Consider the following 23076-nt stretch of genomic DNA (forward strand, 5'->3'; position numbering starts at 1 on the left):
CATTGCGGTGGCGATACCTATCGCCGTCGATTTGCCGATCAGATGCCGCTTCGGTCAATCACCAGATCGGCGGCACCAAAACGGTCCTTTGCCGTCAGTTGCTGGTGCCAGTAGGGATAGAGCAAGGGCGGCCGGCTGACCGCGTCGAGGCGCTCGCGCTCCTCGCCGGAAAGCACCAGGCTTGCCGCCGCGATCTTGTCCCGGAACTGCGTTTCCGTCCTGCCACCGATCACCAAGGAACTGATGGACGGCCGGCCAAGCAGCCAGGCCAGCGCCACCTGCGCTGCCGACACGCCGCGCTGCGCGCCGATCTCCACAAGCACATCGACGATCCGCCACAGCCGGTCCTCGTCGCGGATCGGCGGTTCGGACCAGCCGGCGAGCTGCCGGGCGGTGGGGCTGTCACGGCGGTATTTACCGGACAGCAATCCGCCGGCAAGCGGGCTCCAGACCAGAACGCCCAACCCCTGGTCGACGGAAATCGGCAGCAGTTCGTACTCCGCCTCGCGCGCTTCCAGCGTGTAATGGATCTGCTGCGTGACGAAGCGCGGCTGATGATGGCTGTCGCTGATGCCGAGCGCCTTCATCACCTGCCAGCCGGAATAGTTGGAGCAGCCGACATAGCGGATCTTGCCCTGGGCAACCAGCGTATCGAGCGCGGCGATGGTTTCCTCCAGCGGTGTTACGCCATCCCATTCGTGCAGGAAATAGATGTCGATGACGTCGGTCCTGAGCCGCTTCAGGCTCTTCTCGCATTCGCGGATCAGGTGATGGCGCGACAGGCCTTCATCGTTGGGACCTTTGCCGATCCGCATCCGTGCCTTGGAGGCGATCAGCACGTCGCCCTTGCGCTTGCCGCCGAGCGCTTCGCCGATGATTTCTTCGGAAATGCCGTTCGAATAGACGTTGGCGGTGTCGATGACATTGATGCCGGCGTCGATGCAGAGATCGATCATCCGGCGCGCCTCGTCGAGGTCGGTCTTGCCGACAGCCGAAAATGCGCCGGCGCCGCCGAAAGTCATGGTGCCCATGGTCAGCGTCGATACTTTCAGGCCGGAACGGCCGAGAGTGCGGTATTCCATGTCGGTCCTCGCGATTGCATTGAGAAGGGGTTGGGAAGGGCGCCCGAATGTGGCTGCTATTTGTAGGACAATTTGCGCGGCATGTCTCCATGCCAGGGCGGCGGATCGATCATGCCTCGCGGGTTTTTGCAGTGATGGCGATCAGGTCAGGCTGCAATAAAACCGTCATTGCGGGCCTATATTGAAGTCGGCTCAGGCGTTGCCGTTCCGGGCTGTAAGCCGGGAGTTTGGGGCGCCGATCGACAGAGCTTGCAAGTGGAGCAGCCGATAATGACCGAGCTAAAACAGAATTCTGCGGCCAGGGATTGGCTTGAAGCCGAACTCGCCGACACGCTCGACGAAGACTATGAGCTCGAAATGTCGGAGCCGGCGCTGTCGATGGAGATCGCCAAGATCTACAAGAATTCGCATCCGCCTTCGATCGATCGCATGCAATATTTTCGCGACCTGATCAGCCTGCAGTCCGAATTGATCAAGCTGCAGTCCTGGGTCGCCTACCACAAGAAGAAGCTGGTGGTGATCTTCGAGGGACGCGACTCGGCCGGCAAGGGCGGTGTCATCAAGCGCATCACCCAGCGGCTCAACCCCCGCATCTGCCGTGTCGTGGCACTGCCGGCACCGACCGAGCGCGAAAAGTCGCAATGGTATTTCCAGCGCTATGTCCCGCATCTGCCGGCCGGCGGCGAGATCGTGCTGTTCGACCGCTCATGGTACAACCGCTCGGGCGTCGAGCGGGTGATGGGTTTTGCCCAGCCCGATCAGGTCGAAGAATTCTTTCACGACGTGCCGGAGTTCGAGCGCATGCTGGTCCGCTCGGGCATTACCGTGGTCAAATACTGGTTCTCGATCACCGACGAGGAACAGCAGATGCGCTTCCTGATGCGCATCCATGATCCGATGAAGCAGTGGAAACTGTCGCCGATGGACCTGCAGTCGCGCGTGCGCTGGGAGCAATACACCAAGGCCAAGGAAGAGACCTTCGCCCGCACCAACATCTCGGAAGCGCCCTGGTTCATCGTCGAGGGCAACGACAAGAAGCGCGCGCGGCTGAACTGCATCGACCATCTGCTCAGGCAATTGCCTTACGAGGAGGTGCCGCACGAGGAGATCACGCTGCCGGAGCGCGTCTTCAACCCCGAATACGAACGCCAGGTGCTGCCGCGCGAGCTTTACGTGCCGGAGAAGTATTGAGATAGACGAAGCTGCGATCTCCCCCTCGAGGGGGGAGATTGGCTCTCCACCTACGCCCGCTTGATGATGACGTGCGTGGCGAGCGGCGTCGCCACCTGCTCGTTGCAGACATAACCGAGCTTGAGCATGTCCAGGCCGGTAAAAAGGTTCTCGCCCGTGCCCAGCAGCACCGGCGCGATCGCCAGATGCATCTCGTCGATCAGTTTTTCCTGCAGATATTGCCGGATGGTGGCGACGCCGCCGCCGACCCGCACGTCCTTGCCGCCAGCGGCAGCCTTAGCCTGTTCAAGAGCTGAATGGATACCGTCAGTGACGAAGTGGAAAGTGGTGCCGCCCTCCATCGTGATCGGTTCCCGCTTGTGATGGGTGAGCACGAAAACCGGCACATGATAGGGCGGGTTGTCGCCCCACCAGCCCTTCCAGCTGTCGTCAGGCCACTCGCCGCGGATCGGTCCGAACATGTTTCGGCCGAGGATCCAGGCGCCGACATTTTCGAAGCTGCGCGCCGCGAACGCCTCGTTGACGTCGGTGGTGCCGCCATCTTGTCCGAGCACCATCTCTCGGAAGGTGCGGGTGTCGACAAACCACTTGTGCAAGGATTCCCCACCGACGCCGAGCGGATTTTGCAGATCCTGATCAGGACCGGCGCCATAGCCGTCGAGCGACAGGGTGAAAGCGTTGACGCGAAGTTTGGACATGCGAGCCTCCTCGATAACCAGTTGTATTTTGCAAGCAGTTGTTTTGTATCAAACTGATTGTGAATTGCAAGCGGTAATTCAAGCGCGAACGAAACCCAGGCTAGGGGTCAAGCGACCCCCGCTATGGATTCCCCGGCCAGGAGCCGGAAATTGGTAGGGATGTAGAAGCGGATTCGCCGACATTGGTTGCCGCGACCGGTCATCGTCGGGAAGAGAAATCACCCCTTGAGCAGCTCCGCCACTTCGGGCGCGAAATAGGTCAAAATGCCGTCGCAGCCGGCGCGCTTGAAGGCGAGCAGCGATTCCAGCATTGCCTTCTCGCCGTCGATCCAGCCATTGGCGCCTGCTGCCTTGATCATCGAATATTCGCCCGACACCTGGTAGGCGAAGGTCGGCATCTGGAACTCGTCCTTCAGCCGCCGGATGATGTCGAGATAGGGCAGGCCGGGCTTGACCATCAGCATGTCGGCGCCCTCGGCGATGTCCTGTTCGGCCTCTCGCACCGCCTCGTCGGAATTGGCATGGTCGATGTAATAGGTCTTCTTGTCGCCCTTGAGCAGACCGGCGGTGCCCACCGCCTCGCGATAGGGACCGTAGAAGGCCGAGGCGAATTTGGTCGCATAGGACATGATCGCGACGTCCTGAAAACCATTGGCGTCAAGCGCGTCCCGGATGGCGCCGATGCGGCCGTCCATCATGTCGGACGGCGCGATGATGTCGGCACCGGCGGCCGCCTGGATGACAGCAGCGGCGGTCACCTGTTCCACTGTCTCGTCGTTGACGATGATGCCGTCGCGCAGGATGCCGTCATGGCCGTGGCTGGTGAACGGGTCGAGCGCTGCGTCGGTGATGATGCCGATCTGCGGCACCGCATCTTTGATCGCACGGGTGGCGCGGTTGATGACATTGTTGGGATCGAGGATGTGCGAGCCGGTCTGGTCGCGCAGCGAGATGTCGACATTGGGGAAGGTGGCGAGTGCCGGAATGCCGAGTTTTGCCGCGCGCTCGGCCTCCTTGACGGCGAGATCGATCGACAGGCGGAAGACGCCGGGCATGGCGGCGATCGGCTCGCGGACACCCTTGCCCTCGACGACGAAGATCGGCCAGATCAGGTCGTCGACCGTGAGCCGGTTCTCCTGCACGAGACGGCGCGACCAGTCGGCCTTGCGCATGCGGCGCAGACGGCGGCTGCCGGTGATCTCGTCGACGCCGCGCGCGCCGGCGGGCTTTGCGGGTGTGAATTTGTTCATCGCCAATACTCTCGTTCAGGCAGGCTTTTACCACGAGCTCCCGCCACTGACCAATGCGGCACGATTGTGCCAGCGACGCGGTCGAGGTCTATTCGGGTTGCCCATTGCCTGACAGAATCTGTGCTGCGCCCCTGATGGCGACACGGAAAGCCTCGTCGAAGCCGACACCGCGCACCTGCCAGATGTAGGTCTTGCCGGCCATGGCCAGCCGCCAGTCGGCGATCCAGCCCAGTTCCTTGTCGCTCCAGACAAGGTTGCCGGAAAGCGCCTGGTCGGCACCGGCCTTTTTCGCGATGCTGTCGAGCTTGGTCATCTCGGCGTTGCGAAGTGTCTGATCGTCCAGCCCGGCCTGCGACAGCAGTGCTGCCGTTGGAAAACTCACCTGCATGGCCAGTGGCGCGGCGGCATTGCTGAAGGATTCGCGCATCAGCATGCCGCGCTCGTCATTGGCATCGAGCGCGGCATGCCTTGGGCCGCGTTCGGTCACCAAAAACACCGCCAGCCGTGGCCGCTCGGTCAGCCACGGCCTGCTGTCGAGCGAAGCCAGCACCGGGTCGATGTCAGCCGGCTTGTACTGGCAATAAAGATTATGAGGCCGATCGTACGTGCCCTGATCGTCATGGTTGGGAATGCCTTCCATGCGGTCGCGGTAGCGAAAGCCAGCGACGAAGCTGCCGGCCTTATCACGCAATACCGTCATTTCAGGTTTCGCCGGCAGGCGCTGATCACCGGAAATCCGCACCAGAACCGCGTCGAGACAGCGCTTGAAGCCGGACTGGCGGTTCTTCTCGTACTTGCCGTTGACGATGGTCTGCGAACTGTAGAGGTCTTCCAAAGTCCCCGCCATGACAGGGTGAACAGCCAAGCAGATGCTCAGCCCAATTGCCACCGGCGCAAAGCGTGAAAATCGAGTCATAACCAATCGTCCCGTTCGAAGACCCGCCAGAGCTGCGCTGCAATGAACTCTATCCAGTTTTTCGGTATTGCAGCTCGATTTTTAGTACCGGCTCCTGGTCCGGGCCAGAGCTTGCACCGGTGTGCTCGCCATTGACGCACCCATGCGCCACGCTTTAGCACTTCAGTCCCGGCGGCCGGGGGAGGGATTCTTCACGATGGATTTTGGCGGAGGCGACGAGATCCGCTTCGAACATCTGGGCCGGGCCGGCGTCGTCACCTTGACGCGGCCGCAGGCGCTCAATGCCTTGACGCACCGCATGATCGGGGCGCTCGACGCTGCCCTTTCCGCCTGGGAGGCCGACCAGGGCGTCGATGTCGTCGTCGTTAGGGCCGAGGGCAGGGCCTTTTCGGCCGGCGGCGATATCCTGCATGTCTATGAGACAGGCCGGGCGGGAAAACCGCCGGTCGAGTTCTTCGCCGACGAATATCGCCTCAACGCCCGCATCAACAGTTATAGGAAACCTTATGTGGCCCTGATCGACGGCATCGTCATGGGCGGTGGTGTCGGAATCTCCTTCCATGGCTCGCACCGGGTGATGACCGAGAATGCCCAATTTGCCATGCCGGAGGTCGGCATCGGCTTTTTTCCGGATGTTGGCGCCAGCCACCTGCTGCCTGATCTCGGCGGCTCCTTCGGCATGTATCTGGCGCTGACCGGCAATCGCATCCGCTATGGCGATGCGCTGTGGTCGGGGCTGGCCACCCATACCATCAAGGCCGAGGACCAGGCTGGCTTCCTCGACCGCCTGGCGCTGACCGGCGATCCGGAATCGGTGCTGCGCGGCTTCTTCGTGCAGGCAAGGCGAGAAACCGACAGGCCGACGCTGGAGGCGATTGTCCGCCATTTTTCGCAACCGTCCCTGAACCGCGTCATCGACAGCCTCGAGCGTGCGGCCGCCGCCGACGAGTTCGCGGCACAGACACTGGCGACGATCCGCACCCGCTCGCCGACCAGCCTGCGCGTCGCCTGGCGCCAGATCAGCGCCGGGCTGACCCTGTCCATGGAAGCCTGCATGAAAATGGAGTTCCGCATCCTCAACCGGATGCTCGCCGGCCATGATTTCTACGAAGGCATCCGCGCCGCCATCATCGACAAGGGCTCGAAGCCGCAATGGCGGCCGGCAAGCCTCGCTGCGGTTAGCGAAGCGGATGTCGACGCCTATTTCGCTCCGCTCGGCGAACGGGAACTCTTGATATGAGCGAGGTGACCTCGAGGCGCGTCGTGCTGCAGCCCTCCGGGGTGGAGGTGATCTTCGCCTGGTTCCAGCGCGTCATATCGGGCTACTGCCTGCTGTTCGGCATTCTCTACTGGATCAGGCTGATCGGCTTTTATCCGGGCACACTGTGGCGTTTCGACCTGATGCCCGTGCACTGGCAGGTCGCGGCGGTGGTGCTCGCCGTGTTCTTCCCCTTTGCCGCTGCCGGCCTGTGGATGCTGGCGTCCTGGGGCCCGGTGATCTGGTTCATTTGCGCGGTGACCGAGACGGTCATGTATGCCGGCTTTCCCGAGCTATTCGGCCATCGCTTGCTGATTGTCGTCTCGCATGCGGCGGTGGCGGTGCTCTACATTGTCTTCCGCGTCGTCATCTACCTGCAGAAGCGCCCGGTCCGCCACTAAGCCCTTGAGCACATTGGCGGCCCGGCTGTCGCCTCGAATGAGCCCCGCAATCGTTGCCGAAATCTTTAGGTTAATTATCCTTGCTCGGGTGACCGTTCGTTAAGCCTCTTGCGAAACCTCTTACCGGTAAGCTCTTGTTAGCCCTAGCGTTTAAGTCGAATTTTATGAGTATTCGATAGTGTCGCGATCAAGGTGAAAAACAAAAAATCACCAGGGCGACAAACGAGAGGCAAAGACAATGATCAATTCGCGTCCGGCGGCGAAGACCGCCAACGTATCCGACGATCGCCGCGAGGCTATCCGTTCCCTGTACATGGAATCGCTGCAGCTTGTTGAGCGGCTGCACCGCCGCCTGCTTGATGTGATCAAGGACGAATTCGACCGCAACGGCCGTTCCGACATCAATGCCATCCAGGCGCTGCTGCTGTTCAATATCGGCAATTCCGAGCTGACCGCCGGCGAGCTGCGCTCGCGTGGCTACTATCTCGGCTCGAACGTCTCCTACAATCTGAAGAAGCTGGTCGATCTCGGCTTCATCAACCATCAGCGCTCGCGCATCGACCGCCGTTCGGTCCGTGTCTCGCTGACGCCGAAGGGCAACGAGGTGGCGGAGGTCGTTGCCGGCCTCTACGAGCGTCATGTCGGCTCGATCGAACAGGTCGGCGGCATCAACACCGACGAGTTCAAGCAGATGAACCGCGCTTTGCAGCGGCTCGACCGCTTCTGGAACGACACCATCGCCTACCGGATGTAAGGCGCCGCATCGGATCCGGCCCGCGCCACAGAAGCGCGGCCGAAATATCGACCTTCAGTCAGGGCCGGTGCCGAGAGGCATCGGCCTTTTCTTTTCCTGATCCCAAAGCCCAAATATCCGGCCAGGTTTGCTTTCGCTGCAGCAGTGCCTAATGTCACGGCCTGGAGGGGCACGTTATGGGTGAGGGAAAACGCACGAAGATTTGCTCGGTTGCCGCAGTGCTTTTGTTGGTCTCGCAAACGGCTTTTGCCGAGGAATGGTGGAAAGATTCTTTCGCTGGGGAAGGCAGCGAGCCCTGTGACAACAATGACTCGATAGTGACGTTTACCGACAAAGCAATGGAGATGTGGGAGGTCCGCTGCACGTTGGACAAGGTTCAGAAGATCAACCGCCTGGATGTCGTCATCCTGGATATGACGTGTACGGACGGCGAGAGCACAGACAAGAGGCGGGAGCTGCTGCTCAAACTCGAGGACAACAAAGTCCTGCGCTACCCCCAGCATGAGGTGTTGCAACGATGTTCGGAATTGAAGGCGAAGCCAGGTCCGGGCCCAAAGGTTGAAACCTCACACTGAGGGATCGTGAGGATAGGCAGCGCGTCTCGTGGAGCGGCCGAACCGCCGTCTGCTTGACGCGATCAAGGATGCCGATCGATACCGAAAAAGCACGGGCCTTTCATTTCGCTGCGGCGCCCGATGCAAATCGCGGGCCAAGGCCACGTTGCCGCCATATTCCAATGGAACCGAGAGTGGCAGTGATGCTGGTGTGAAGACCATGCGTTCACCCGCAATCCGTATCGCGCCTGGGCGCTGTCACACCAAGGTGATACGGAGCATGGTTGGCTAATTGTTAAGATTGCCAATTTTACAGTGCGGGCGAGATCGCCCGGTGATCAACGCAGCAAGTGATCGAACTGCTACAAATGTCTGGAACGTCCATGAGAACCAGCCGTCGTTTTTTCCTCTCCGGAGCCTCCGCGCTCGCAGCCGCGGTGGTCGCCGGCGGCGCCAATGCGCAGGATGTGATCGGTGATATCCTGAAATCCTCGGCGCGCGGCAATTGGGACGACCAGTTCGACGCCCGCGCCAGCGAGGGCGGCAAGGTGGCCTCGACGCTGCCGATCTTCAGCCCGCAGACCGTCGTCTTCACGGAACAGGCGGTCGGGCAATACCAGAACATTGTCGGGCAGGGTGGCTGGGTCGAAGTTCCCGCAACCAAGAAGCTGCAGCTTGGCGTCGACGACCCGGATGTGGTGCCGTTGCGCAAGCGGCTGATGGTTTCCGGCGACCTGTCGCAGAGCGCCGGCATTTCGACGGCCTTCGATTCCTATGTCGACTCGGCGGTCAAGCGCTTCCAGCTGCGCCACGGCCTGCCTGCCGATGGTGCGCTCGGCAAATACACCTATGCGGCGATGAACGTTTCGGCGCAGATCCGGCTCGGCCAGCTGCAGACCAATCTGCAGCGGCTGCGCGAGAAGGCCGGCACGCTGGGCAGCCGTTACGTGCTGGTCGACATTCCGGCAGCGCAGGTCGAAGCGGTCGAGAACGACCGTGTCGTGCTTCGCCACACCGCGATCGTCGGCAAGATCGACCGGCAGACGCCGATCGTCAATTCCAAGATCAACGAGATCATCGTCAATCCATACTGGAATGCGCCCGTCTCGATCGTGCGCAAGGACATCATTCCGCTGATGCGGAAAAATCCCGATTATCTCAAGAACAGCCACATCCGCCTGTTCGCGCCCGATGGCAGCGAAGTCGATCCGATGAATGTGGACTGGTCGACCGACGACGCCGCCAAGTACCGTTTCCGCCAGGATCCCGGCTCGGAAAACGCCATGGCCTCGGTGAAGATCAATTTCCCGAGCCCTGACGGCGTCTACATGCACGACACGCCGCAGCAGAGCCTGTTCGGCAAGATGTTGCGTTTCGATTCCTCGGGCTGCGTGCGCGTGCAGAATGTGCGCGACCTCGTCACCTGGATCCTGCGTGACACGCCCGGCTGGGACCGCCAGCATTTCGAGGCGGCGATCAAGACCGGTGAAAACACGCCGATCCAGGTCACCAATCCGGTGCCGGTCCACTTTCTCTATCTCTCGGCCTGGTCGACCGGTCCGGGTGTCGTGCAGTTCCGCGACGACGTCTACGCGCTTGACGGCAACAACGAACTGCAGATCACGTCTGCGCTGTAAGCGTTTGATTCTTATCTAAAAAGGCCGCCTCTCAGGGCGGCCTTTTTATTGATTGGGTGCCGCGGCGTTTTCACGGGACGGGCGGCTGGACGGATCGGCCGGCTTTGCGCATGGTCGGCGGAAAGCCTGGAACCGGACCATGGAAGTCGCCGTCTTCATTCTGGTCGTGCTCGTCTTCGTGGCGCTTTCCGGCGCTCTGGTTCGCCTGGTGCGGGTGCCGTTGCCGGTGCTGCAGATTGCGATCGGTGCCGCGCTCGCCTGGCCGGTGCGCGGCATCCATGTCGAGATCAATCCGGAACTGTTTCTGCTGGTGTTCATTCCGCCGCTGCTGTTCGGCGATGCCTATGGCGCACCGAAGCGTGAACTGATGGCGCTGCGCGGACCGATCCTGGATCTGGCCATAGGGCTGGTCTTCTTCACCATCGTCGGCTTCGGCTACGCCTTGCACTGGCTGGTGCCGAGCATCCCGCTGGTGGTCGCTTTTGCGCTTGCCGCGGTGCTGTCGCCGACCGACGCGGTGGCCGTGTCCTCGATCGTCGACAAGAATGTCGTTCCGGCGCGGCTGATGCACATCCTCGAAGGCGAGTCGCTGCTCAACGATGCTTCGGGCCTCGTCATGTTCCGCTTTGCCGTGGCAGCGGCGCTGACCGGCAGCTTTTCCTTTGTCGCGGCTTCGCTCAGTTTCCTCTATGCCGTGGCTGTCGGCATCCTGATCGGCGTGGCGGCGTTGTTCGTCGCCGCCAAGCTGCTGCAACTGCTCAACCGCATCGGCGGCGTGCCGGCCGAGGCGCAGGTGCTGGTGATGGTCCTGCTGCCCTTCATCGCCTATCTCGGCGCCGAGCATGTCGGAGCTTCCGGCATCCTGGCGGCTGTCACCGCCGGCCTGCTCACCGGCGGCTCCGGCGTGTTTCGCTTCCTCGGTGTCTCGGCGCGCATGCAGACGATGTCGCTGTGGACGACGCTTTCCTTCGTTTTCAACGGCGCTCTCTTCATCGTGCTCGGCCTGCAGCTTCCCGACATCATCCGCCATGTGCCGCCGGAACTCATGAGCCTGCACCCGATCATCCAGCCGATCGCGACCGTCATCGCGCTGACGCTGTGCCTGATCGCGTTGCGCTTCCTGTGGATCTGGGTGGGCGATATCGCGGCCGGCATCGCCGCGCGTCTGGGCAAGCGCAAGGTGGAGCCGTTCGGGTTGGGCGTGCGGCTTGCCGGTTCGGTGGCCGGCGTGCGCGGCGCCATTACGCTGGCCGGCATCCTGTCACTGCCGCTCGCCATGCCGGACGGCTCGCCGTTTCCGGCGCGCGACCTGGTCATTTTTCTGGCCGCCGGCGTCATCATCTGCTCGCTGGTCATCGCCAGCCTCGCTCTGCCGACGATCGCCAGGGGACTGGTCGAGCCCGGTGAGGATGCCGGCGCCGCCGAGGAGCGCCTGGCGCGCGTCGGCGCCGCCAAGGCGGCAATCGCGCGCATCGAGAGCATTGCCGGAGCCGCTGATGATGAGGGAGGCGATGTGCCCGGCGCCAGGCTTGCCGCTGCCGACAGCATCGTCGCTGGCTACCGGCGCCGCATCGCCGCCTCGGACGAAGCCGATGAGGCCCGCGCTGAGGCGCGCGAAGCCGGAAGGCTGGAACTCGAGCTGAGATTTGCGGGCATCGAAGCCGAGCGCGAGGCCGTACGCGCCATGTTTCGCCGGGGCGAGATCAACGACCACACGTCGCAGGCGCTGTTTACCGAGATCACGCTCACCGAGGCCTTGCTGAGAGGCCGCAAGGCGAGGAAATAGCGACCTGAAGGCTTCGCTGGCGCAATCCGGCCAGCAAATTTCGCGCCGCAAACGTGGCGGGGCGAAAACAACTGTGTTAATGGCCCGGCAAATGCAGGTCGCCCAAAAGTGTGCAGCGGTTTTGGGACAACGACTTGCATAAATCGAAAATTGCCCCCGAACCCCGAGGATTTCAGGCCATGGCAACAGCAGCGGCAGTGTCGAACAAATTCGAATCCTTCTTCGAAACCACGCTGGCCGATGCCGATCCGGAGATTTTCGGCGCCATCCGCAACGAACTCGGTCGCCAGCGTCACGAGATCGAGCTGATCGCCTCGGAAAACATTGTTTCCCGCGCGGTGCTTGAGGCGCAGGGCTCGATCATGACCAACAAATATGCCGAGGGCTACCCGGGCAAGCGCTACTATGGCGGCTGCCAGTTCGTCGACGTGGCCGAGGAACTGGCCATCGAGCGCGCCAAGAAGCTGTTCGGCTGCAACTTCGCCAACGTCCAGCCGAATTCCGGCAGCCAGATGAACCAGGCGGTGTTCCTGGCGCTCTTGCAGCCGGGCGACACGTTCATGGGCCTCGACCTCAATTCCGGCGGCCATCTGACCCATGGTTCGCCGGTCAACATGAGCGGCAAATGGTTCAAGGTCGTCTCCTACGGCGTGCGCCAGGACGACCATCTGCTCGACATGGACGCCATCGAGAAGACCGCCCATGAGACCAGGCCGAAGCTGATCCTGGCCGGCGGCACCGCCTATTCGCGCGTCTGGGACTGGAAGCGGTTTCGCGAGATCGCCGATGCGGTCGGCGCCTATCTGATGGTCGACATGGCGCACATCGCCGGCCTGGTCGCCGGCGGCGTGCATCCGTCGCCGCTGCCGCATGCCCATGTCGTGACCACCACGACGCACAAATCGCTGCGCGGCCCGCGCGGCGGCATGATCCTGTGCAATGACGAGGACATCGCCAAGAAGATGAATTCGGCGGTGTTCCCAGGCCTGCAGGGCGGCCCGCTGATGCATGTCATCGCCGCCAAGGCTGTCGCTTTCGGCGAAGCGCTGAAGCCAGGCTTCAAGGTCTATGCCGAGAGCGTTGCCGCCAACGCCAAGGCGCTCGCCTCAAGCCTCAAGGAGACCGGTCTCGACATCGTCTCCGGCGGCACCGACAACCATCTGATGCTGGTCGATCTGCGCCCGAAGAACGCCACCGGCAAGCGCGCCGAGGCAGCGCTCGGCCGCGCCAACATCACCTGCAACAAGAACGGCATTCCGTTCGACCCGGAAAAGCCTTTCGTCACATCCGGCGTGCGTCTCGGCACCCCGGCCGGCACCACGCGCGGCTTCGGCCAGGCCGAATTCCGCGAGATCGGCAAGCTGATCGCCGAAGTGCTGGACGGTCTCAAGGTCGCCAATTCCGACGAGGGCAATGCCGCTGTCGAAGCTGCGGTCAAGGCCAAGGTCGTGGCGCTGACCGATCGTTTCCCGCTCTATCCCTATCTCGGCTGACGCGATAGGAAGTCTTACCGCCTGCTGCAACCACAAGCGTCGTTGCAGCAGGCCGGGGCGGCCGGCAGGAGCCTTGATGATGCGACCATTTCGTTTCGCCGACCTTGGCGCCGTTGGCGCTCTGGCCGCTTTGATCGCCGTGCCTTTCCCCGGCATCGCCTTGGCGCAAACCGCCCCTGCTCAAGCCGCGCCCGCGCAACCCGCACCTCAGCCCGAGCCGGCGGCGCCCGCCCAGCCGGCACCCAAGCTCGAAACTTTCGGCAGATGGTCGACCCTGGTCGACGAGGTCGACACCGGTGAGGATCTGCGCAAGACCTGCGCTGCCTCGACCGCCTTTATCGGCGCGGGCGGCGTGCCCGGTACCTTGACGCTCGTCATCACGAACGGCGATGCACTGCCGCCGGATGCCTACCCGTCCGTAACGATCGCCGTCGACAACAAGGATCTGCCGGCCGGCAAGTCCGTCGCCGCCACCTTCGGCGACGACAAGGGCCGTGTTGCCGCAAAACTCCATTCCGATGGCGCCGTCAACGGCCGGCTCAGCTGGACCGTGGACAACCAGGCCAAGACCAGCCTGGCGCTCCTGCGCGCCATGCGGCGGGCATCGGTGCTTGACGTCTCCTTCGGCGACGCGCCGGTTGGAAGCATATCCATGGACGGCTTCACCAAGGCCTATCGCAGTCTCGGCACATCATGCGGATTTCCGACCGCCGACGTCGCTCCCTGAAGACATCGGTACGCTGTGCGGCCGCCTGGCGAGGCTGGCAATCCTGCTTGCGCCTCGCTATCTCTGTGCGACGAGGGGCTCTGAAGGGCGATTGTTGGCGACACTTTGCCATCGCTGCAAAAACCTCTAAGCCTTTCGCTTCACCAGATTCGCCAACCAAAGGCTTCTCCATGCGCTGTCCCTATTGCCAGTCGGAAGATACGCAGGTGAAGGATTCGCGCCCCGCCGAGGATGGCGCGGCGATCCGCAGGCGGCGCGTCTGCCCCGATTGCGGCGGTCGCTTCACCACCTTCGAGCGCGTGCAGTTGCGCGACCTCGTCGTGGTCAAGAAATCGGGCCGCAAAGTACCCTTCGACCGCGACAAGCTGCTGCGTTCGGTGGAGATCGCCGTGCGCAAACGCAATGTCGATCCCGAGCGCATCGACCGCGCGGTGACCGGCATCGTGCGCCAGCTCGAAAGTTCCGGCGAGACTGAGGTTGCTTCGGGAGAAGTCGGCCGGCTGGTCATGGAAGCGCTGAAATCGCTCGACGATGTCGCCTATGTGCGTTTCGCCTCGGTCTACCGCAATTTTCGCGAGGCCAAGGATTTCCACGAACTGCTGGGCGAGCTCAAGGGCGACGAAATCAAGGGTGAAGAGGAAGCCAGCTGAGCATGACTGCAAGCGAACAGGCCGCCCTTGATCGCCGCTTCATGGCGGCGGCACTCAGACTGTCGCGAAAAAATGCAGGGCGCACCGCGACCAACCCCTCCGTCGGCACGCTGATCGTACGCGATGACGGCAATGGCCCGATGATCGTCGGCACCGGCGTCACCGCTGTCGGCGGCCGCCCGCATGCCGAGACCGAGGCCTTGGCCGAGGCCGGCGACCTCGCGCGCGGCGCCACCGCTTACGTCACGCTGGAGCCTTGCGCCCATCACGGCCGCACGCCGCCTTGCGCCAATGCGCTGGTCAATGCCGGTGTCGCACGCGTCGTCGGTGCGGCCAGCGATCCCGATTCGCGCGTATCCGGCAAGGGCTACGCGATCCTGCGTGCCGCCGGTGTCGAGGTGGTCGAGAAAGTGTTGGCCGAGCAAGCCGCCGAGCAGATGGCCGGCTATTTGATCCGATCATTGAGAAAACGCCCAGAAGTGATTCTCAAGCTTGCGCTTTCCAGCGACGGCAAGATCGGCAGGGAAGGCGGTGGGCAGGTGTCGATCACCGGAGATATCGCGCGCCGCGAAGTGTATCTGATGCGGGCCGAGGCGGATGGCATACTGGTTGGTATCGGGACGGCCCTTGAGGATGATCCGGCCCTGACGGTGCGTTTGCCGGGGCTGGAGAACCGTTCGCCTGCCCGCATCGTGCTCGACCGCCAGATCCGGTTGCCGGAGGCCTCGAAGCTGGTTTCGGGCGTCGACCGGGTGCCGCTCTATGTCGCCGCCTGCCTGGAGGCCGATCCGCTGCGGCGGGCAGCACTCGAACGCGCAGGCGTGCGCTTCATCGGCACTGAAACACATGAGGGCGGCATCGCTCTGCCGGAACTGCTCGAGGATCTGGCCGCGCTCGGCATGGGCAGCGTGCTGGTCGAGGGCGGCGCCAAGGTGGCGAGCGCCTTCCTGGCCGATGGGCTGGTCGACCGCATTGTGCTGTTCCAGGGGCCGGAAGCGATCGGCGACGACGGCATTGCATCGCCGATCGACGCCGACCATATCCCGGCAGGATTTCGCAAACTGCGCGACATGCGTTTCGGCGAAGACAGCTACGCCGAGTGGATAAGGGATATCTGATGTTTACCGGGATTGTCACCGATGTCGGCACTGTCGCTTCCGTCAAGCCGCTCAGGGAAGGGGTGGGGTTGCGCATCGACACCGCCTATGACCCGCAGACCATCGCCATCGGCGCCTCGATCTCCTGCGGCGGTGTTTGCCTGACAGTCACTGCCTTGCCCGACAGCGGCTCGAACGCGCGCTGGTTCGAGGTCGAGGCTTGGGAAGAGGCGCTGAGGCTGACGACGGCCTCGGGCTGGAAATCCGGCACCAAGGTCAATCTGGAGCGGGCGCTGAAGATCGGCGACGAACTCGGCGGCCACATCGTTTCGGGCCATGTCGACGGCATGGCCGAAATCGTCGAGCGCAAGGATGAGGGCGAGGCCGTGCGCTTCACGCTGGAGGCGCCGCGCGACCTGGCGAAGTTCATCGCGCCCAAGGGCTCCGTCGCGCTCGACGGCACCTCGCTCACCGTCAACAAGGTCGAAGGCACGCGCTTCGACGTGCTTTTGATCCACCATTCGCTGACCGTGACCACCTGGGGCGAGCGCAAGGTCGGCGACCGCGTCAACCTCGAGATCGACACCATGGCCCGCTATGCGGCGCGGCTGGTGGAGGCGACGAAAGAGGGGCTTTGATGACCAAGGACAGGGTGAATTCCACGCAGGAAGACAAGTTGATGCGTGAGGTGCAGGCCGATGTGAACACCGAAGAGCACTCGCAACTCGATCTGTCCGTCAACGACAGCAGAGTCTTCGTTGAAGCCTTGATCAATCCTCGATCGGTGAACGATCGTCTGCGCGATACCGTGCGTGGCTACCGTCACAATACAGGCGTATGAGCACTGGAAACCAATAAGTTCTGCGGACCTTCGGCAACGTGGACAATCTTCCGCTTGCGATGAACCCGGCTTCGGCCTAAGTCACCGGCAACTCCCCGGAGACTTTTATGGCTGGTACATCCCAACACGGCAAAGCCTTCATTCGTCCGAAGGCGAAGGCGCATCTGCTTATTGTCGAAGCGCGCTTTCACGACGACCTTGCCGACGCGCTGCTCGATGGCGCGACAAGCGCGCTCGATGAAGCGGGCGCGACTTATGATGTCGTCACCGTCCCAGGTTCGCTCGAAATCCCCGCGGTGATTACCTTCGCGTTGGACGGCGCGACGGAAGGCGGCACGAATTATGACGGCTTTGTTGCGCTCGGCTCCATCATTCGCGGCGACACCTATCATTTCGACATTGTCGCCAATGAATCCAGCCGCGCGCTCATGGATTTGAGCGTGCAGGACTCGGTCTGCATAGGCAATGGCATCCTCACCACCGAGAATGACGCCCAGGCTTGGACTCGCGCCAAGCGCTCGGAAGGCGACAAGGGCGGCTTTGCCGCGCGTGCGGCGCTGACCATGATTGCCCTCAAGGAACAATTGGGAGCGCGATCGTGAGCGAACCCGCTTCGCCCGGCCAGCCTGCGGTGCGCCACGCCAACAAGCGCGGTGCTGCCCGTCTGGCCGCCGTACAGGCGCTCTACCAGATGGATGTGGCCGGTAGCGGCGTCTTCGAGATCACCGCCGAATACGAGGCGTTTCGCCTTGGCAAGGAAGTCGACGGTGCGCTCTACCGCGAGGCCGATGCGCAATGGTTTCGCGCTATTCTGGCGGGTGTCGTCGAGAACCAGAAGACCATCGATCCGATCATCCGCCAGGCGCTGACCGAGGACTGGCCGCTGTCGCGGCTCGATTCGACGCTGCGCGCCATCCTGCGCGCCGGCGTCTACGAACTGATGAAGCGCGAGGATGTCCCCGTCGCCGTCATCGTCTCCGAATATGTCGACATCGCCAAGGCCTTCTACGAGGAAGACGAGCCGAAGCTGGTCAATGCCGTGCTCGACCGTGTGTCACGCCGGGTGCGTGGCGAGGGGCGCGGCAAGGACGCATCATGACGGCCATCGCCCTCGAGGCCGGTCAGGAGGCACGCCGCACGGCGCTGATCCTGGCCGCCTCGCAGGCGATCATCGGCTCGGCGGCCCCCATCGCTATCTCCGTGGGCGCGCTGGCCGGGCAATATCTGCTTGGTCCCGACAAGTCATTGGCGACAGCGCCGATCACCGGCTTCAACATCGGCGTGGCGCTCGGCGCGCTGCCTGCAGCGGCCATTATCCGCAGCATGGGCCAGCGCGGCGGCTTCATGACCGGCACGATCGTCACGGCGCTTGGCGGCCTGATCGCCACGCTTGCGCTTTTTCAAGGCAGCTTCTGGCTGTTTGCCTTCGGCTTGCTCACGATCGGTATCGGCGGCGCCTTCGTCCAGCAGTTCCGCTTTGCCGCCGCCGACAACGCACCGCCTGAATTCAAGGCGCGCGCCATCTCCTTCGTGCTGGCCGGCGGCGTCGTCACCGCCATCCTCGGGCCGCAGATCGTCATCTTCACCCGCGAATTGCTTGCGCCGGTCATGTTTGCCGGTTCGTTCATCTCCATCCTGCCGCTGGCCGCCGTCGGCGCCATCATCCTTTCGTTCCTGCGGCTGCCGGCGAAAGCATCCGGCAAGGTGGAGATCGCCGACAGCGACGCCAGGCCACTGGCTGAGATCGTCACGCAGCCGCGTTTCGTCGCCGCGCTTTTCTGCGCGGTCGGCAGCTATGCGCTGATGAGCTTCGTCATGACGGGCGCACCGCTGGCCATGGTCGGTTGCGGCCTGTCGGAGAACGACGCGACGCTCGGCATCTCCTGGCACGTCATGGCGATGTTCGCGCCAAGCTTCTTCACCGGCTCGCTGATCCATCGCTTCGGCGCCGAACGCATCGTGGCCACCGGCCTGATCCTGCTCATCGGCTGCGCCATTGTCGCTCTGTCGGGCCTGGCGCTGTGGCAGTTCTGGACGTCGCTGATCCTGCTAGGCCTTGGCTGGAACTTCGGCTTCATTGGTGCGACGGCGATGGTGGCCGCCACCTACCGGCCGTCGGAAAAGGGCAAGGTGCAAGGCTTCCACGACTTCGTCCTGTTCGGCTCCGTCGCCTGCGCCTCGCTGATGTCGGGCATGGTCTACAATGCCTGGGGCTGGGAGATGCTGAACTGGATAGTCTTTCCGGTCACCGTCCTGTGCTTCGTGGCGCTCGGCGCGCTCAAGCTGACGAGCCTGCGCAAAGCCGAAGCCTGATCTATCCGCCGTTTCACCTGACACGGCGCTGTCAGCACGATGTCGGTCGAATTTACCGCTCCGGAACAAAAATATTGCGTCTGTACCTATTGTTATGAAACCGTGTGCCCCGACTGGCCGTTGAAGCCATGCTCATATGCGGTCACCGCGTTTCGGTTCATAGCAAGGGGTTTCACAATGTTTTCAGTCAAGTTTCTGGCCGGCGCGGCATTGGCGCTCGGCATTACGGTGGCTACCGCCAATGCCCAGGTGGTTGTCTCTTCCAAGATCGACACAGAGGGCGGCGTGCTCGGCAACATCATCCAGCTCGTGCTCAACGCCAACAACATCAAGACATCGGACCGTATCCAGCTCGGTGGCACGCCGGTGGTGCGCAAGGCGATCACCGCCGGCGAGATCGACATCTATCCCGAATATACCGGCAACGCCGCTTTCTTCTTCGAAAAGGCCGACGACCCGGTCTGGAAAGACGCCGCCAAGGCCTATGAAACGGCCAAGAAGCTCGACTACGACGCCAACAAGATCGTCTGGCTGTCGCCGTCGCCCGCAAACAACACCTGGGCGATCGCGCTGCGCAAGGAAGTCGCCGAGACCAACAAACTTGCCACGCTCACCGACTTCGGCAAATATGTCGCGGGCGGCGGTCAGGTGGTGCTGGCGGCTTCCGCCGAGTTCGTCAATTCGGCGGCTGCACTTCCGGCTTTCCAGACCACCTATGGCTTCACGCTGAAGCCGGACCAACTGATCACCCTTTCGGGCGGCGACACGGCAGCAACCATCGCAGCGGCCGCCAACCAGACCAACGGCGCCAATGCAGCCATGGTCTACGGCACCGATGGCGGCATCGCACCGTCCGGCCTCGTCGTGCTCGACGACGACAAGGGCGTGCAGCCGGTCTACCAGCCGGCGCCGATCATCCGCGAAGCGGTGCTGAAGGAACATCCCGAGATCGAGACGCTGCTGAAGCCGGTCTTCGCCAAGCTCGACCTCGTCACGCTGCAGGAGCTGAACGGTCGCGTGCAGGTCGGCGGCGAGCCGGTCAAGGGCGTCGCCGAGGACTTTTTGAAGAAGAACGGGTTTTTGAAGTAGTCAGTGACACCGGTGCAAGGCACCCCCCTCTGGAAGCTGCTGATCTCCCCCCTTGCGGGGGAGATGTCCGGCAGGACAGAGGGGGGTGCTGTCCCGCCGACCTCCCAACCCGTCAAAGGTGCGTGCCTCGACAGGGTTGCTTCTGAACAAGCCGACACCCGAAAGTTGGCGATCCTTCACACCCCCCTCTGGCCTGCCGGCCATCTCCCCCGCAAGGGGGGAGATCGGATATCGCGTCGGTTTTCGCCAATCCCCAAAGAAAGCTGCGCGATGTGGCAAATCGCCCCTCATGAGGGGCAACCATGACTCCCCGCTTCGACAAGCTCGGCGTGGTCATCGCCGCGATATCAGCCTACGCGGCTTTTGCCGCGCCCTTTGCCACGTTCCGTGCCAACCGCATCGTCCCCGGCCAGGCGCGCTCGATTCTCGAGGCGCTGCCGGCAACGACCGGGACGCTGCTGCTCGCCATCATTGTCGCCGCAGCACTCATCGCGCTGTTCAAGACACCACTTGTGCTGCGCCTTGCCGCCAGCGTGATGGCGCTTGCCGCGCTCGCGCTGCTGATCGGTGTCGCCGGAACATTTCTCACGCCGGCGGGCAACACCTTCGCCAGAGTTTCGCCAGCCTCCGGTTTCTGGATTCTGATCTTTGCCTTCACGCTTTTGCTCGCCGACGTGCTGACAAGGCTGAACCTGTCGCCATTGGCGCGGGTTGGCGTGCTTGTGGTCGCGGCTTTGGCGATCGGGCTGCTGTTGATTTCGGGAAGCTGGGACAATCTGTCGATCCTGAAGGAATATTTCAACCGCGCCGACAGTTTCTGGGCGGAGGGCTCCAAGCATGTGACGCTGGCGCTCGGTTCGCTGGCCGCCGCGGTGATCGTCGGCCTGCCGCTCGGCATCCTGTGCCATCGCGTCGAAAATCTGCGGGCCGGCGTTCTCAACGTGCTCAACATCATCCAGACCATTCCCTCGATCGCGCTGTTCGGCCTGCTGATCGCGCCGCTCGGCTGGGTTGCCGCGCATGTGCCGGGGGCTGCCGCGCTCGGTATTCGCGGCATCGGCACCGCTCCCGCCTTCGTCGCGTTGTTCCTTTACTCGCTGCTACCGGTGGTGGCCAACACGGTGGTCGGTCTCGCCGGCGTGCCGCGCGCGGCCAACGACGCGGCGCGCGGCATGGGCATGACCGACAGGCAGCGCCTGTTCGGCATCGAGTTTCCGCTGGCTTTTCCTGTCATCCTCACCGGCATCCGTATCGTTTTGGTGCAGAACATCGGCCTCGCCACCATTGCCGCGCTGATCGGCGGCGGCGGTTTCGGCGTGTTTGTCTTCCAGGGTGTGGGTCAGACGGCAATGGACCTTGTGCTGCTCGGCGCCGTGCCGACGGTCGCGCTCGCCTTTGCCGCCGCCATCATCCTCGATGCGGTGATCGAAATGACCGCCACCAAGCGCAGGGTTGAAACGGCATGATCGAGATCGAAGGCATCACTAAGCGCTATGACGCGACGACCGTGGTCGATGACGTGTCGATGGTCATCGAGCCGCGCACCATCGCCGTCATTGTCGGCACGTCCGGTTCCGGCAAGACGACGCTGCTGCGCATGATCAACCGGCTGGTCGAGCCGACCTCGGGCATCATCAAGCTCGACGGCGCCGACAATCGTTCGCTGCCCGGTTACGAGCTGCGCCGCAGCATCGGCTACGCCATCCAGGGCCACGGCCTGTTTCCACATCGCACGGTGGCACAGAACATTGCCACCGTGCCGGTGCTGCTTGGCTGGGACAAGGACCGTATCAAGGCCCGGGTCGACGAGCTGATGACGCTCTATCAGCTCGATCCCGAAGCCTTCGGGCCGCGCTATCCGCACGAACTGTCCGGCGGCCAGCAGCAGCGCGTCGGCGTTGCCCGCGCACTCGCCGCCGAGCCCAACGTGCTGTTGATGGACGAACCGTTCGGCGCCCTTGACCCGATCATCCGCACCAAGGCGCAGGAGGATCTGCTGGCGATCCAGAAGCGCTTCGGCACCACCATCATTCTCGTCACCCACGACATGGAAGAGGCCGTGCATATGGGCGACAAGATCGCGGTCATGGATGCCGGCAAGCTGGTGCAATACGCCAAGCCAGCCGAGATCCTGGCAAAGCCGGCAAGCGCCTTCGTCGAGACCCTGGTTGGCGCCAGCGAGAGGCCGTTCCGGTTGCTGTCGCTCGGCCGGGTCCGCGATGCCGTGGAGAAGGGCTCCGCCGAAGGCGAGGCGATCCCCGGCGATGCCAGCCAGCGCGACGCGCTGGCCGAATTGCTGTGGTCGGGCCGGCCGGCGCTGCCGGTCTCAGGCACCGACGGCAAGCCGCTTGGCCGCGTGACCATCGACGGGCTGGTGAAGCGCGCGGCGAGGCCGGCATGAAGGCCTGGCTTCCATCGCTGCTCAGGCTAGCCTTGGTGGTGCTGCTCGTTGCCTTCGTCACCAATCCGGGCTGGTTCGAGCCGCTGCTGAAGCCGCTGACCGAAAACAATGCGCCGGTGATCTACAATCAGGGCAGCCTGCTGACACTGACATTGCTGCATTTGCGCACGGTTCTGATCGCCACCGTGGCCGCAACCATCGTCGCGGTGGCGCTTGCCATCCTGGTCACCAGGCCGGCCGGCGCCGAATTCCTGCCGCTATCGCGCAGCCTGGTCAACATCGGCCAGACCTTTCCGCCGGTGGCGGTGCTGGCGCTTGCGGTGCCGGCCGTCGGCTTCGGCGAGAAGCCGACGCTGATCGCCCTGTTTCTCTACGGCCTGTTGCCGATCTTCGAAAATGCGCTGACCGGCCTGACGACGCTGCCGGCCAATGTCGTCGAAGCGGCGCGCGGCGCCGGCATGACCGGTTGGCAAAGGCTCACCAAGGTCGAGCTGCCGCTCAGCGCCCCGATCATTCTCGGCGGCATCAGGCTGTCGGTGGTGATCAGTCTTGCCACCGCGACCATCGGTTCGACCGTGGCAGCCAAAACGCTGGGCGAAGTGATCATCGCCGGGCTGTTGTCCAACAATCTCGCCTTCGTCCTGCAGGGCGGCCTGATCGTGGCAGCCCTTGCCGTGCTGATCTATGACGGTCTATCGGCGATCGAGCGCTACACGGCGCGCCGCATGGGCCGGGAGACCGAGTAGCCGCGTCTTGCGTCAAGGCCAATTTCAATCGATCTAATAGGAGAGTGCTAACGGCAGCCGCCGCTTGGCCCCAACCATTTAGGCGAAAGCCGGGCAAAAACCGAACAATATCTTGACGTTCGCAGCCCTGTTTCGCATACACCGCTGCGAAGAGGCGGATTCCGTGCACGGAATCCGGTCTTTGTCTCAACG

At 63.1% G+C, this 23076-nt stretch carries 24 protein-coding genes; 20 read left to right on the top strand and 4 right to left on the bottom strand.

The window, feature by feature from the left end; translation table 11 throughout:
* Window positions 1–38: 38 nt before the first annotated feature.
* Entirely contained in the window at window positions 39–1082 is a 1044-nt protein-coding gene (locus tag NKI99_RS19100) for an aldo/keto reductase (RefSeq protein WP_352611695.1), read from the bottom strand.
* A 270-nt stretch (window positions 1083–1352) separates the two neighbouring features.
* Here NKI99_RS19100 and ppk2 point away from each other — a divergent pair, with 270 nt between their 5' ends.
* Window positions 1353–2273 carry a polyphosphate kinase 2 gene (ppk2, locus tag NKI99_RS19105; RefSeq protein WP_128305706.1) on the top strand — a complete coding sequence of 307 codons (921 nt, stop codon included), beginning with the start codon at window positions 1353–1355 and terminating at the stop codon, window positions 2271–2273.
* Between the two features lie 50 nt (window positions 2274–2323).
* Here the strand turns inward: ppk2 and NKI99_RS19110 are convergent, their stop codons facing one another.
* From NKI99_RS19110 to NKI99_RS19120, 3 genes are all read right to left on the bottom strand, one after another.
* Window positions 2324–2971, bottom strand: a complete 648-nt coding sequence (locus NKI99_RS19110; RefSeq protein WP_023810218.1) for a dihydrofolate reductase family protein — start codon at window positions 2969–2971, stop codon at window positions 2324–2326.
* Between the two features lie 218 nt (window positions 2972–3189).
* Window positions 3190–4221: a porphobilinogen synthase gene (gene hemB, locus NKI99_RS19115; RefSeq protein WP_352611696.1), complete on the bottom strand. Its 1032-nt coding sequence runs from the start codon at window positions 4219–4221 to the stop codon at window positions 3190–3192.
* Between the two features lie 88 nt (window positions 4222–4309).
* Window positions 4310–5086: a DUF8605 domain-containing protein gene (locus NKI99_RS19120; protein WP_245273170.1), complete on the bottom strand. Its 777-nt coding sequence runs from the start codon at window positions 5084–5086 to the stop codon at window positions 4310–4312.
* 247 nt (window positions 5087–5333) lie between these two features.
* Between NKI99_RS19120 and NKI99_RS19125 the strand changes: the two genes are divergently transcribed.
* The 19 genes from NKI99_RS19125 (at window position 5334) to NKI99_RS19215 (ending at window position 22884) form a co-directional block, all read left to right on the top strand.
* A complete protein-coding gene (locus NKI99_RS19125) occupies window positions 5334–6377 on the top strand; it encodes an enoyl-CoA hydratase/isomerase family protein (RefSeq protein WP_352611697.1) in 1044 nt (347 codons plus the stop codon).
* Window positions 6374–6796, top strand: coding sequence for a DUF6163 family protein (locus tag NKI99_RS19130; protein ID WP_023810222.1), 423 nt, complete (start codon window positions 6374–6376; stop codon window positions 6794–6796). The genes NKI99_RS19125 and NKI99_RS19130 overlap by 4 nt, the downstream gene beginning before the upstream one ends.
* A 238-nt stretch (window positions 6797–7034) precedes the next feature.
* A complete protein-coding gene (ldtR, locus tag NKI99_RS19135; RefSeq protein ID WP_008875359.1) occupies window positions 7035–7550 on the top strand; it encodes a transcriptional regulator LdtR in 516 nt (171 codons plus the stop codon).
* Between the two features lie 176 nt (window positions 7551–7726).
* Window positions 7727–8125 carry a hypothetical protein gene (locus NKI99_RS19140; protein WP_352611698.1) on the top strand — a complete coding sequence of 133 codons (399 nt, stop codon included), beginning with the start codon at window positions 7727–7729 and terminating at the stop codon, window positions 8123–8125.
* 362 nt (window positions 8126–8487) lie between these two features.
* Window positions 8488–9741, top strand: a complete 1254-nt coding sequence (locus tag NKI99_RS19145; protein WP_352611699.1) for a L,D-transpeptidase family protein — start codon at window positions 8488–8490, stop codon at window positions 9739–9741.
* Between the two features lie 139 nt (window positions 9742–9880).
* Window positions 9881–11527 (top strand): Na+/H+ antiporter, encoded by a 1647-nt coding sequence (locus NKI99_RS19150; protein ID WP_352611700.1) that lies wholly within the window; start codon window positions 9881–9883, stop codon window positions 11525–11527.
* 179 nt (window positions 11528–11706) lie between these two features.
* Window positions 11707–13020: a serine hydroxymethyltransferase gene (glyA, locus tag NKI99_RS19155; protein WP_352611701.1), complete on the top strand. Its 1314-nt coding sequence runs from the start codon at window positions 11707–11709 to the stop codon at window positions 13018–13020.
* A gap of 76 nt (window positions 13021–13096) precedes the next feature.
* Window positions 13097–13747, top strand: coding sequence for a hypothetical protein (locus NKI99_RS19160; protein ID WP_128305713.1), 651 nt, complete (start codon window positions 13097–13099; stop codon window positions 13745–13747).
* A gap of 170 nt (window positions 13748–13917) precedes the next feature.
* Window positions 13918–14397 (top strand): transcriptional regulator NrdR, encoded by a 480-nt coding sequence (gene nrdR / locus NKI99_RS19165; protein ID WP_023810227.1) that lies wholly within the window; start codon window positions 13918–13920, stop codon window positions 14395–14397.
* A 2-nt stretch (window positions 14398–14399) separates the two neighbouring features.
* Window positions 14400–15515: a bifunctional diaminohydroxyphosphoribosylaminopyrimidine deaminase/5-amino-6-(5-phosphoribosylamino)uracil reductase RibD gene (gene ribD / locus NKI99_RS19170; protein WP_352611702.1), complete on the top strand. Its 1116-nt coding sequence runs from the start codon at window positions 14400–14402 to the stop codon at window positions 15513–15515.
* Window positions 15515–16132 carry a riboflavin synthase gene (locus NKI99_RS19175; RefSeq protein WP_352611703.1) on the top strand — a complete coding sequence of 206 codons (618 nt, stop codon included), beginning with the start codon at window positions 15515–15517 and terminating at the stop codon, window positions 16130–16132. The genes ribD and NKI99_RS19175 overlap by 1 nt, the downstream gene beginning before the upstream one ends.
* Window positions 16132–16335 carry a type II toxin -antitoxin system TacA 1-like antitoxin gene (locus NKI99_RS19180; RefSeq protein WP_023810230.1) on the top strand — a complete coding sequence of 68 codons (204 nt, stop codon included), beginning with the start codon at window positions 16132–16134 and terminating at the stop codon, window positions 16333–16335. Before NKI99_RS19175 ends, NKI99_RS19180 begins: the two co-directional genes overlap by 1 nt.
* Window positions 16336–16442: 107 nt before the next feature.
* Window positions 16443–16937 carry a 6,7-dimethyl-8-ribityllumazine synthase gene (gene ribH / locus NKI99_RS19185; RefSeq protein WP_352611704.1) on the top strand — a complete coding sequence of 165 codons (495 nt, stop codon included), beginning with the start codon at window positions 16443–16445 and terminating at the stop codon, window positions 16935–16937.
* Window positions 16934–17434 carry a transcription antitermination factor NusB gene (gene nusB, locus NKI99_RS19190; protein ID WP_023798402.1) on the top strand — a complete coding sequence of 167 codons (501 nt, stop codon included), beginning with the start codon at window positions 16934–16936 and terminating at the stop codon, window positions 17432–17434. The genes ribH and nusB overlap by 4 nt, the downstream gene beginning before the upstream one ends.
* Window positions 17431–18648, top strand: a complete 1218-nt coding sequence (locus tag NKI99_RS19195) for an MFS transporter (protein ID WP_352611705.1) — start codon at window positions 17431–17433, stop codon at window positions 18646–18648. The genes nusB and NKI99_RS19195 overlap by 4 nt, the downstream gene beginning before the upstream one ends.
* 177 nt (window positions 18649–18825) lie before the next feature.
* The gene (gene osmF, locus NKI99_RS19200; RefSeq protein ID WP_128305719.1) at window positions 18826–19737 is read left to right on the top strand and encodes a glycine betaine ABC transporter substrate-binding protein OsmF; all 912 of its coding nucleotides are present in this window, start codon (window positions 18826–18828) and stop codon (window positions 19735–19737) included.
* A 302-nt stretch (window positions 19738–20039) separates the two neighbouring features.
* Window positions 20040–21203: an ABC transporter permease gene (locus tag NKI99_RS19205; RefSeq protein WP_023810234.1), complete on the top strand. Its 1164-nt coding sequence runs from the start codon at window positions 20040–20042 to the stop codon at window positions 21201–21203.
* Complete coding sequence (locus NKI99_RS19210; RefSeq protein WP_023810235.1) at window positions 21200–22138, top strand: ABC transporter ATP-binding protein; 939 nt, start codon at window positions 21200–21202, stop codon at window positions 22136–22138. The genes NKI99_RS19205 and NKI99_RS19210 overlap by 4 nt, the downstream gene beginning before the upstream one ends.
* Complete coding sequence (locus NKI99_RS19215; RefSeq protein WP_128305720.1) at window positions 22135–22884, top strand: ABC transporter permease; 750 nt, start codon at window positions 22135–22137, stop codon at window positions 22882–22884. Before NKI99_RS19210 ends, NKI99_RS19215 begins: the two co-directional genes overlap by 4 nt.
* The last annotated feature ends 192 nt before the right edge of the window (window positions 22885–23076 follow it).

The organism is Mesorhizobium sp. M0239, assembly GCF_040321815.1.
Lineage (GTDB): Bacteria > Pseudomonadota > Alphaproteobacteria > Rhizobiales > Rhizobiaceae > Mesorhizobium.

Excerpts from the sequence above, each read along its gene's own strand:
- NKI99_RS19130 (WP_023810222.1), top strand. The coding sequence starts at position 6,374 with ATGAGCGAGGTGACCTCGAGGCGCGTCGTGCTGCAGCCCTCCGGGGTG.
- NKI99_RS19140 (WP_352611698.1), top strand. The coding sequence starts at position 7,727 with ATGGGTGAGGGAAAACGCACGAAGATTTGCTCGGTTGCCGCAGTGCTT.
- NKI99_RS19125 (WP_352611697.1), top strand. The coding sequence starts at position 5,334 with ATGGATTTTGGCGGAGGCGACGAGATCCGCTTCGAACATCTGGGCCGG.
- NKI99_RS19205 (WP_023810234.1), top strand. The coding sequence starts at position 20,040 with ATGACTCCCCGCTTCGACAAGCTCGGCGTGGTCATCGCCGCGATATCA.
- NKI99_RS19215 (WP_128305720.1), top strand. The coding sequence starts at position 22,135 with ATGAAGGCCTGGCTTCCATCGCTGCTCAGGCTAGCCTTGGTGGTGCTG.
- NKI99_RS19160 (WP_128305713.1), top strand. The coding sequence starts at position 13,097 with ATGATGCGACCATTTCGTTTCGCCGACCTTGGCGCCGTTGGCGCTCTG.
- NKI99_RS19100 (WP_352611695.1), bottom strand. The coding sequence starts at position 1,082 with ATGGAATACCGCACTCTCGGCCGTTCCGGCCTGAAAGTATCGACGCTG.
- NKI99_RS19110 (WP_023810218.1), bottom strand. The coding sequence starts at position 2,971 with ATGTCCAAACTTCGCGTCAACGCTTTCACCCTGTCGCTCGACGGCTAT.
- osmF (WP_128305719.1), top strand. The coding sequence starts at position 18,826 with ATGTTTTCAGTCAAGTTTCTGGCCGGCGCGGCATTGGCGCTCGGCATT.
- NKI99_RS19145 (WP_352611699.1), top strand. The coding sequence starts at position 8,488 with ATGAGAACCAGCCGTCGTTTTTTCCTCTCCGGAGCCTCCGCGCTCGCA.
- hemB (WP_352611696.1), bottom strand. The coding sequence starts at position 4,221 with ATGAACAAATTCACACCCGCAAAGCCCGCCGGCGCGCGCGGCGTCGAC.
- glyA (WP_352611701.1), top strand. The coding sequence starts at position 11,707 with ATGGCAACAGCAGCGGCAGTGTCGAACAAATTCGAATCCTTCTTCGAA.
- ppk2 (WP_128305706.1), top strand. The coding sequence starts at position 1,353 with ATGACCGAGCTAAAACAGAATTCTGCGGCCAGGGATTGGCTTGAAGCC.
- NKI99_RS19175 (WP_352611703.1), top strand. The coding sequence starts at position 15,515 with ATGTTTACCGGGATTGTCACCGATGTCGGCACTGTCGCTTCCGTCAAG.
- ribD (WP_352611702.1), top strand. The coding sequence starts at position 14,400 with ATGACTGCAAGCGAACAGGCCGCCCTTGATCGCCGCTTCATGGCGGCG.
- NKI99_RS19180 (WP_023810230.1), top strand. The coding sequence starts at position 16,132 with ATGACCAAGGACAGGGTGAATTCCACGCAGGAAGACAAGTTGATGCGT.
- NKI99_RS19210 (WP_023810235.1), top strand. The coding sequence starts at position 21,200 with ATGATCGAGATCGAAGGCATCACTAAGCGCTATGACGCGACGACCGTG.
- ribH (WP_352611704.1), top strand. The coding sequence starts at position 16,443 with ATGGCTGGTACATCCCAACACGGCAAAGCCTTCATTCGTCCGAAGGCG.
- NKI99_RS19195 (WP_352611705.1), top strand. The coding sequence starts at position 17,431 with ATGACGGCCATCGCCCTCGAGGCCGGTCAGGAGGCACGCCGCACGGCG.
- ldtR (WP_008875359.1), top strand. The coding sequence starts at position 7,035 with ATGATCAATTCGCGTCCGGCGGCGAAGACCGCCAACGTATCCGACGAT.
- nrdR (WP_023810227.1), top strand. The coding sequence starts at position 13,918 with ATGCGCTGTCCCTATTGCCAGTCGGAAGATACGCAGGTGAAGGATTCG.
- NKI99_RS19150 (WP_352611700.1), top strand. The coding sequence starts at position 9,881 with ATGGAAGTCGCCGTCTTCATTCTGGTCGTGCTCGTCTTCGTGGCGCTT.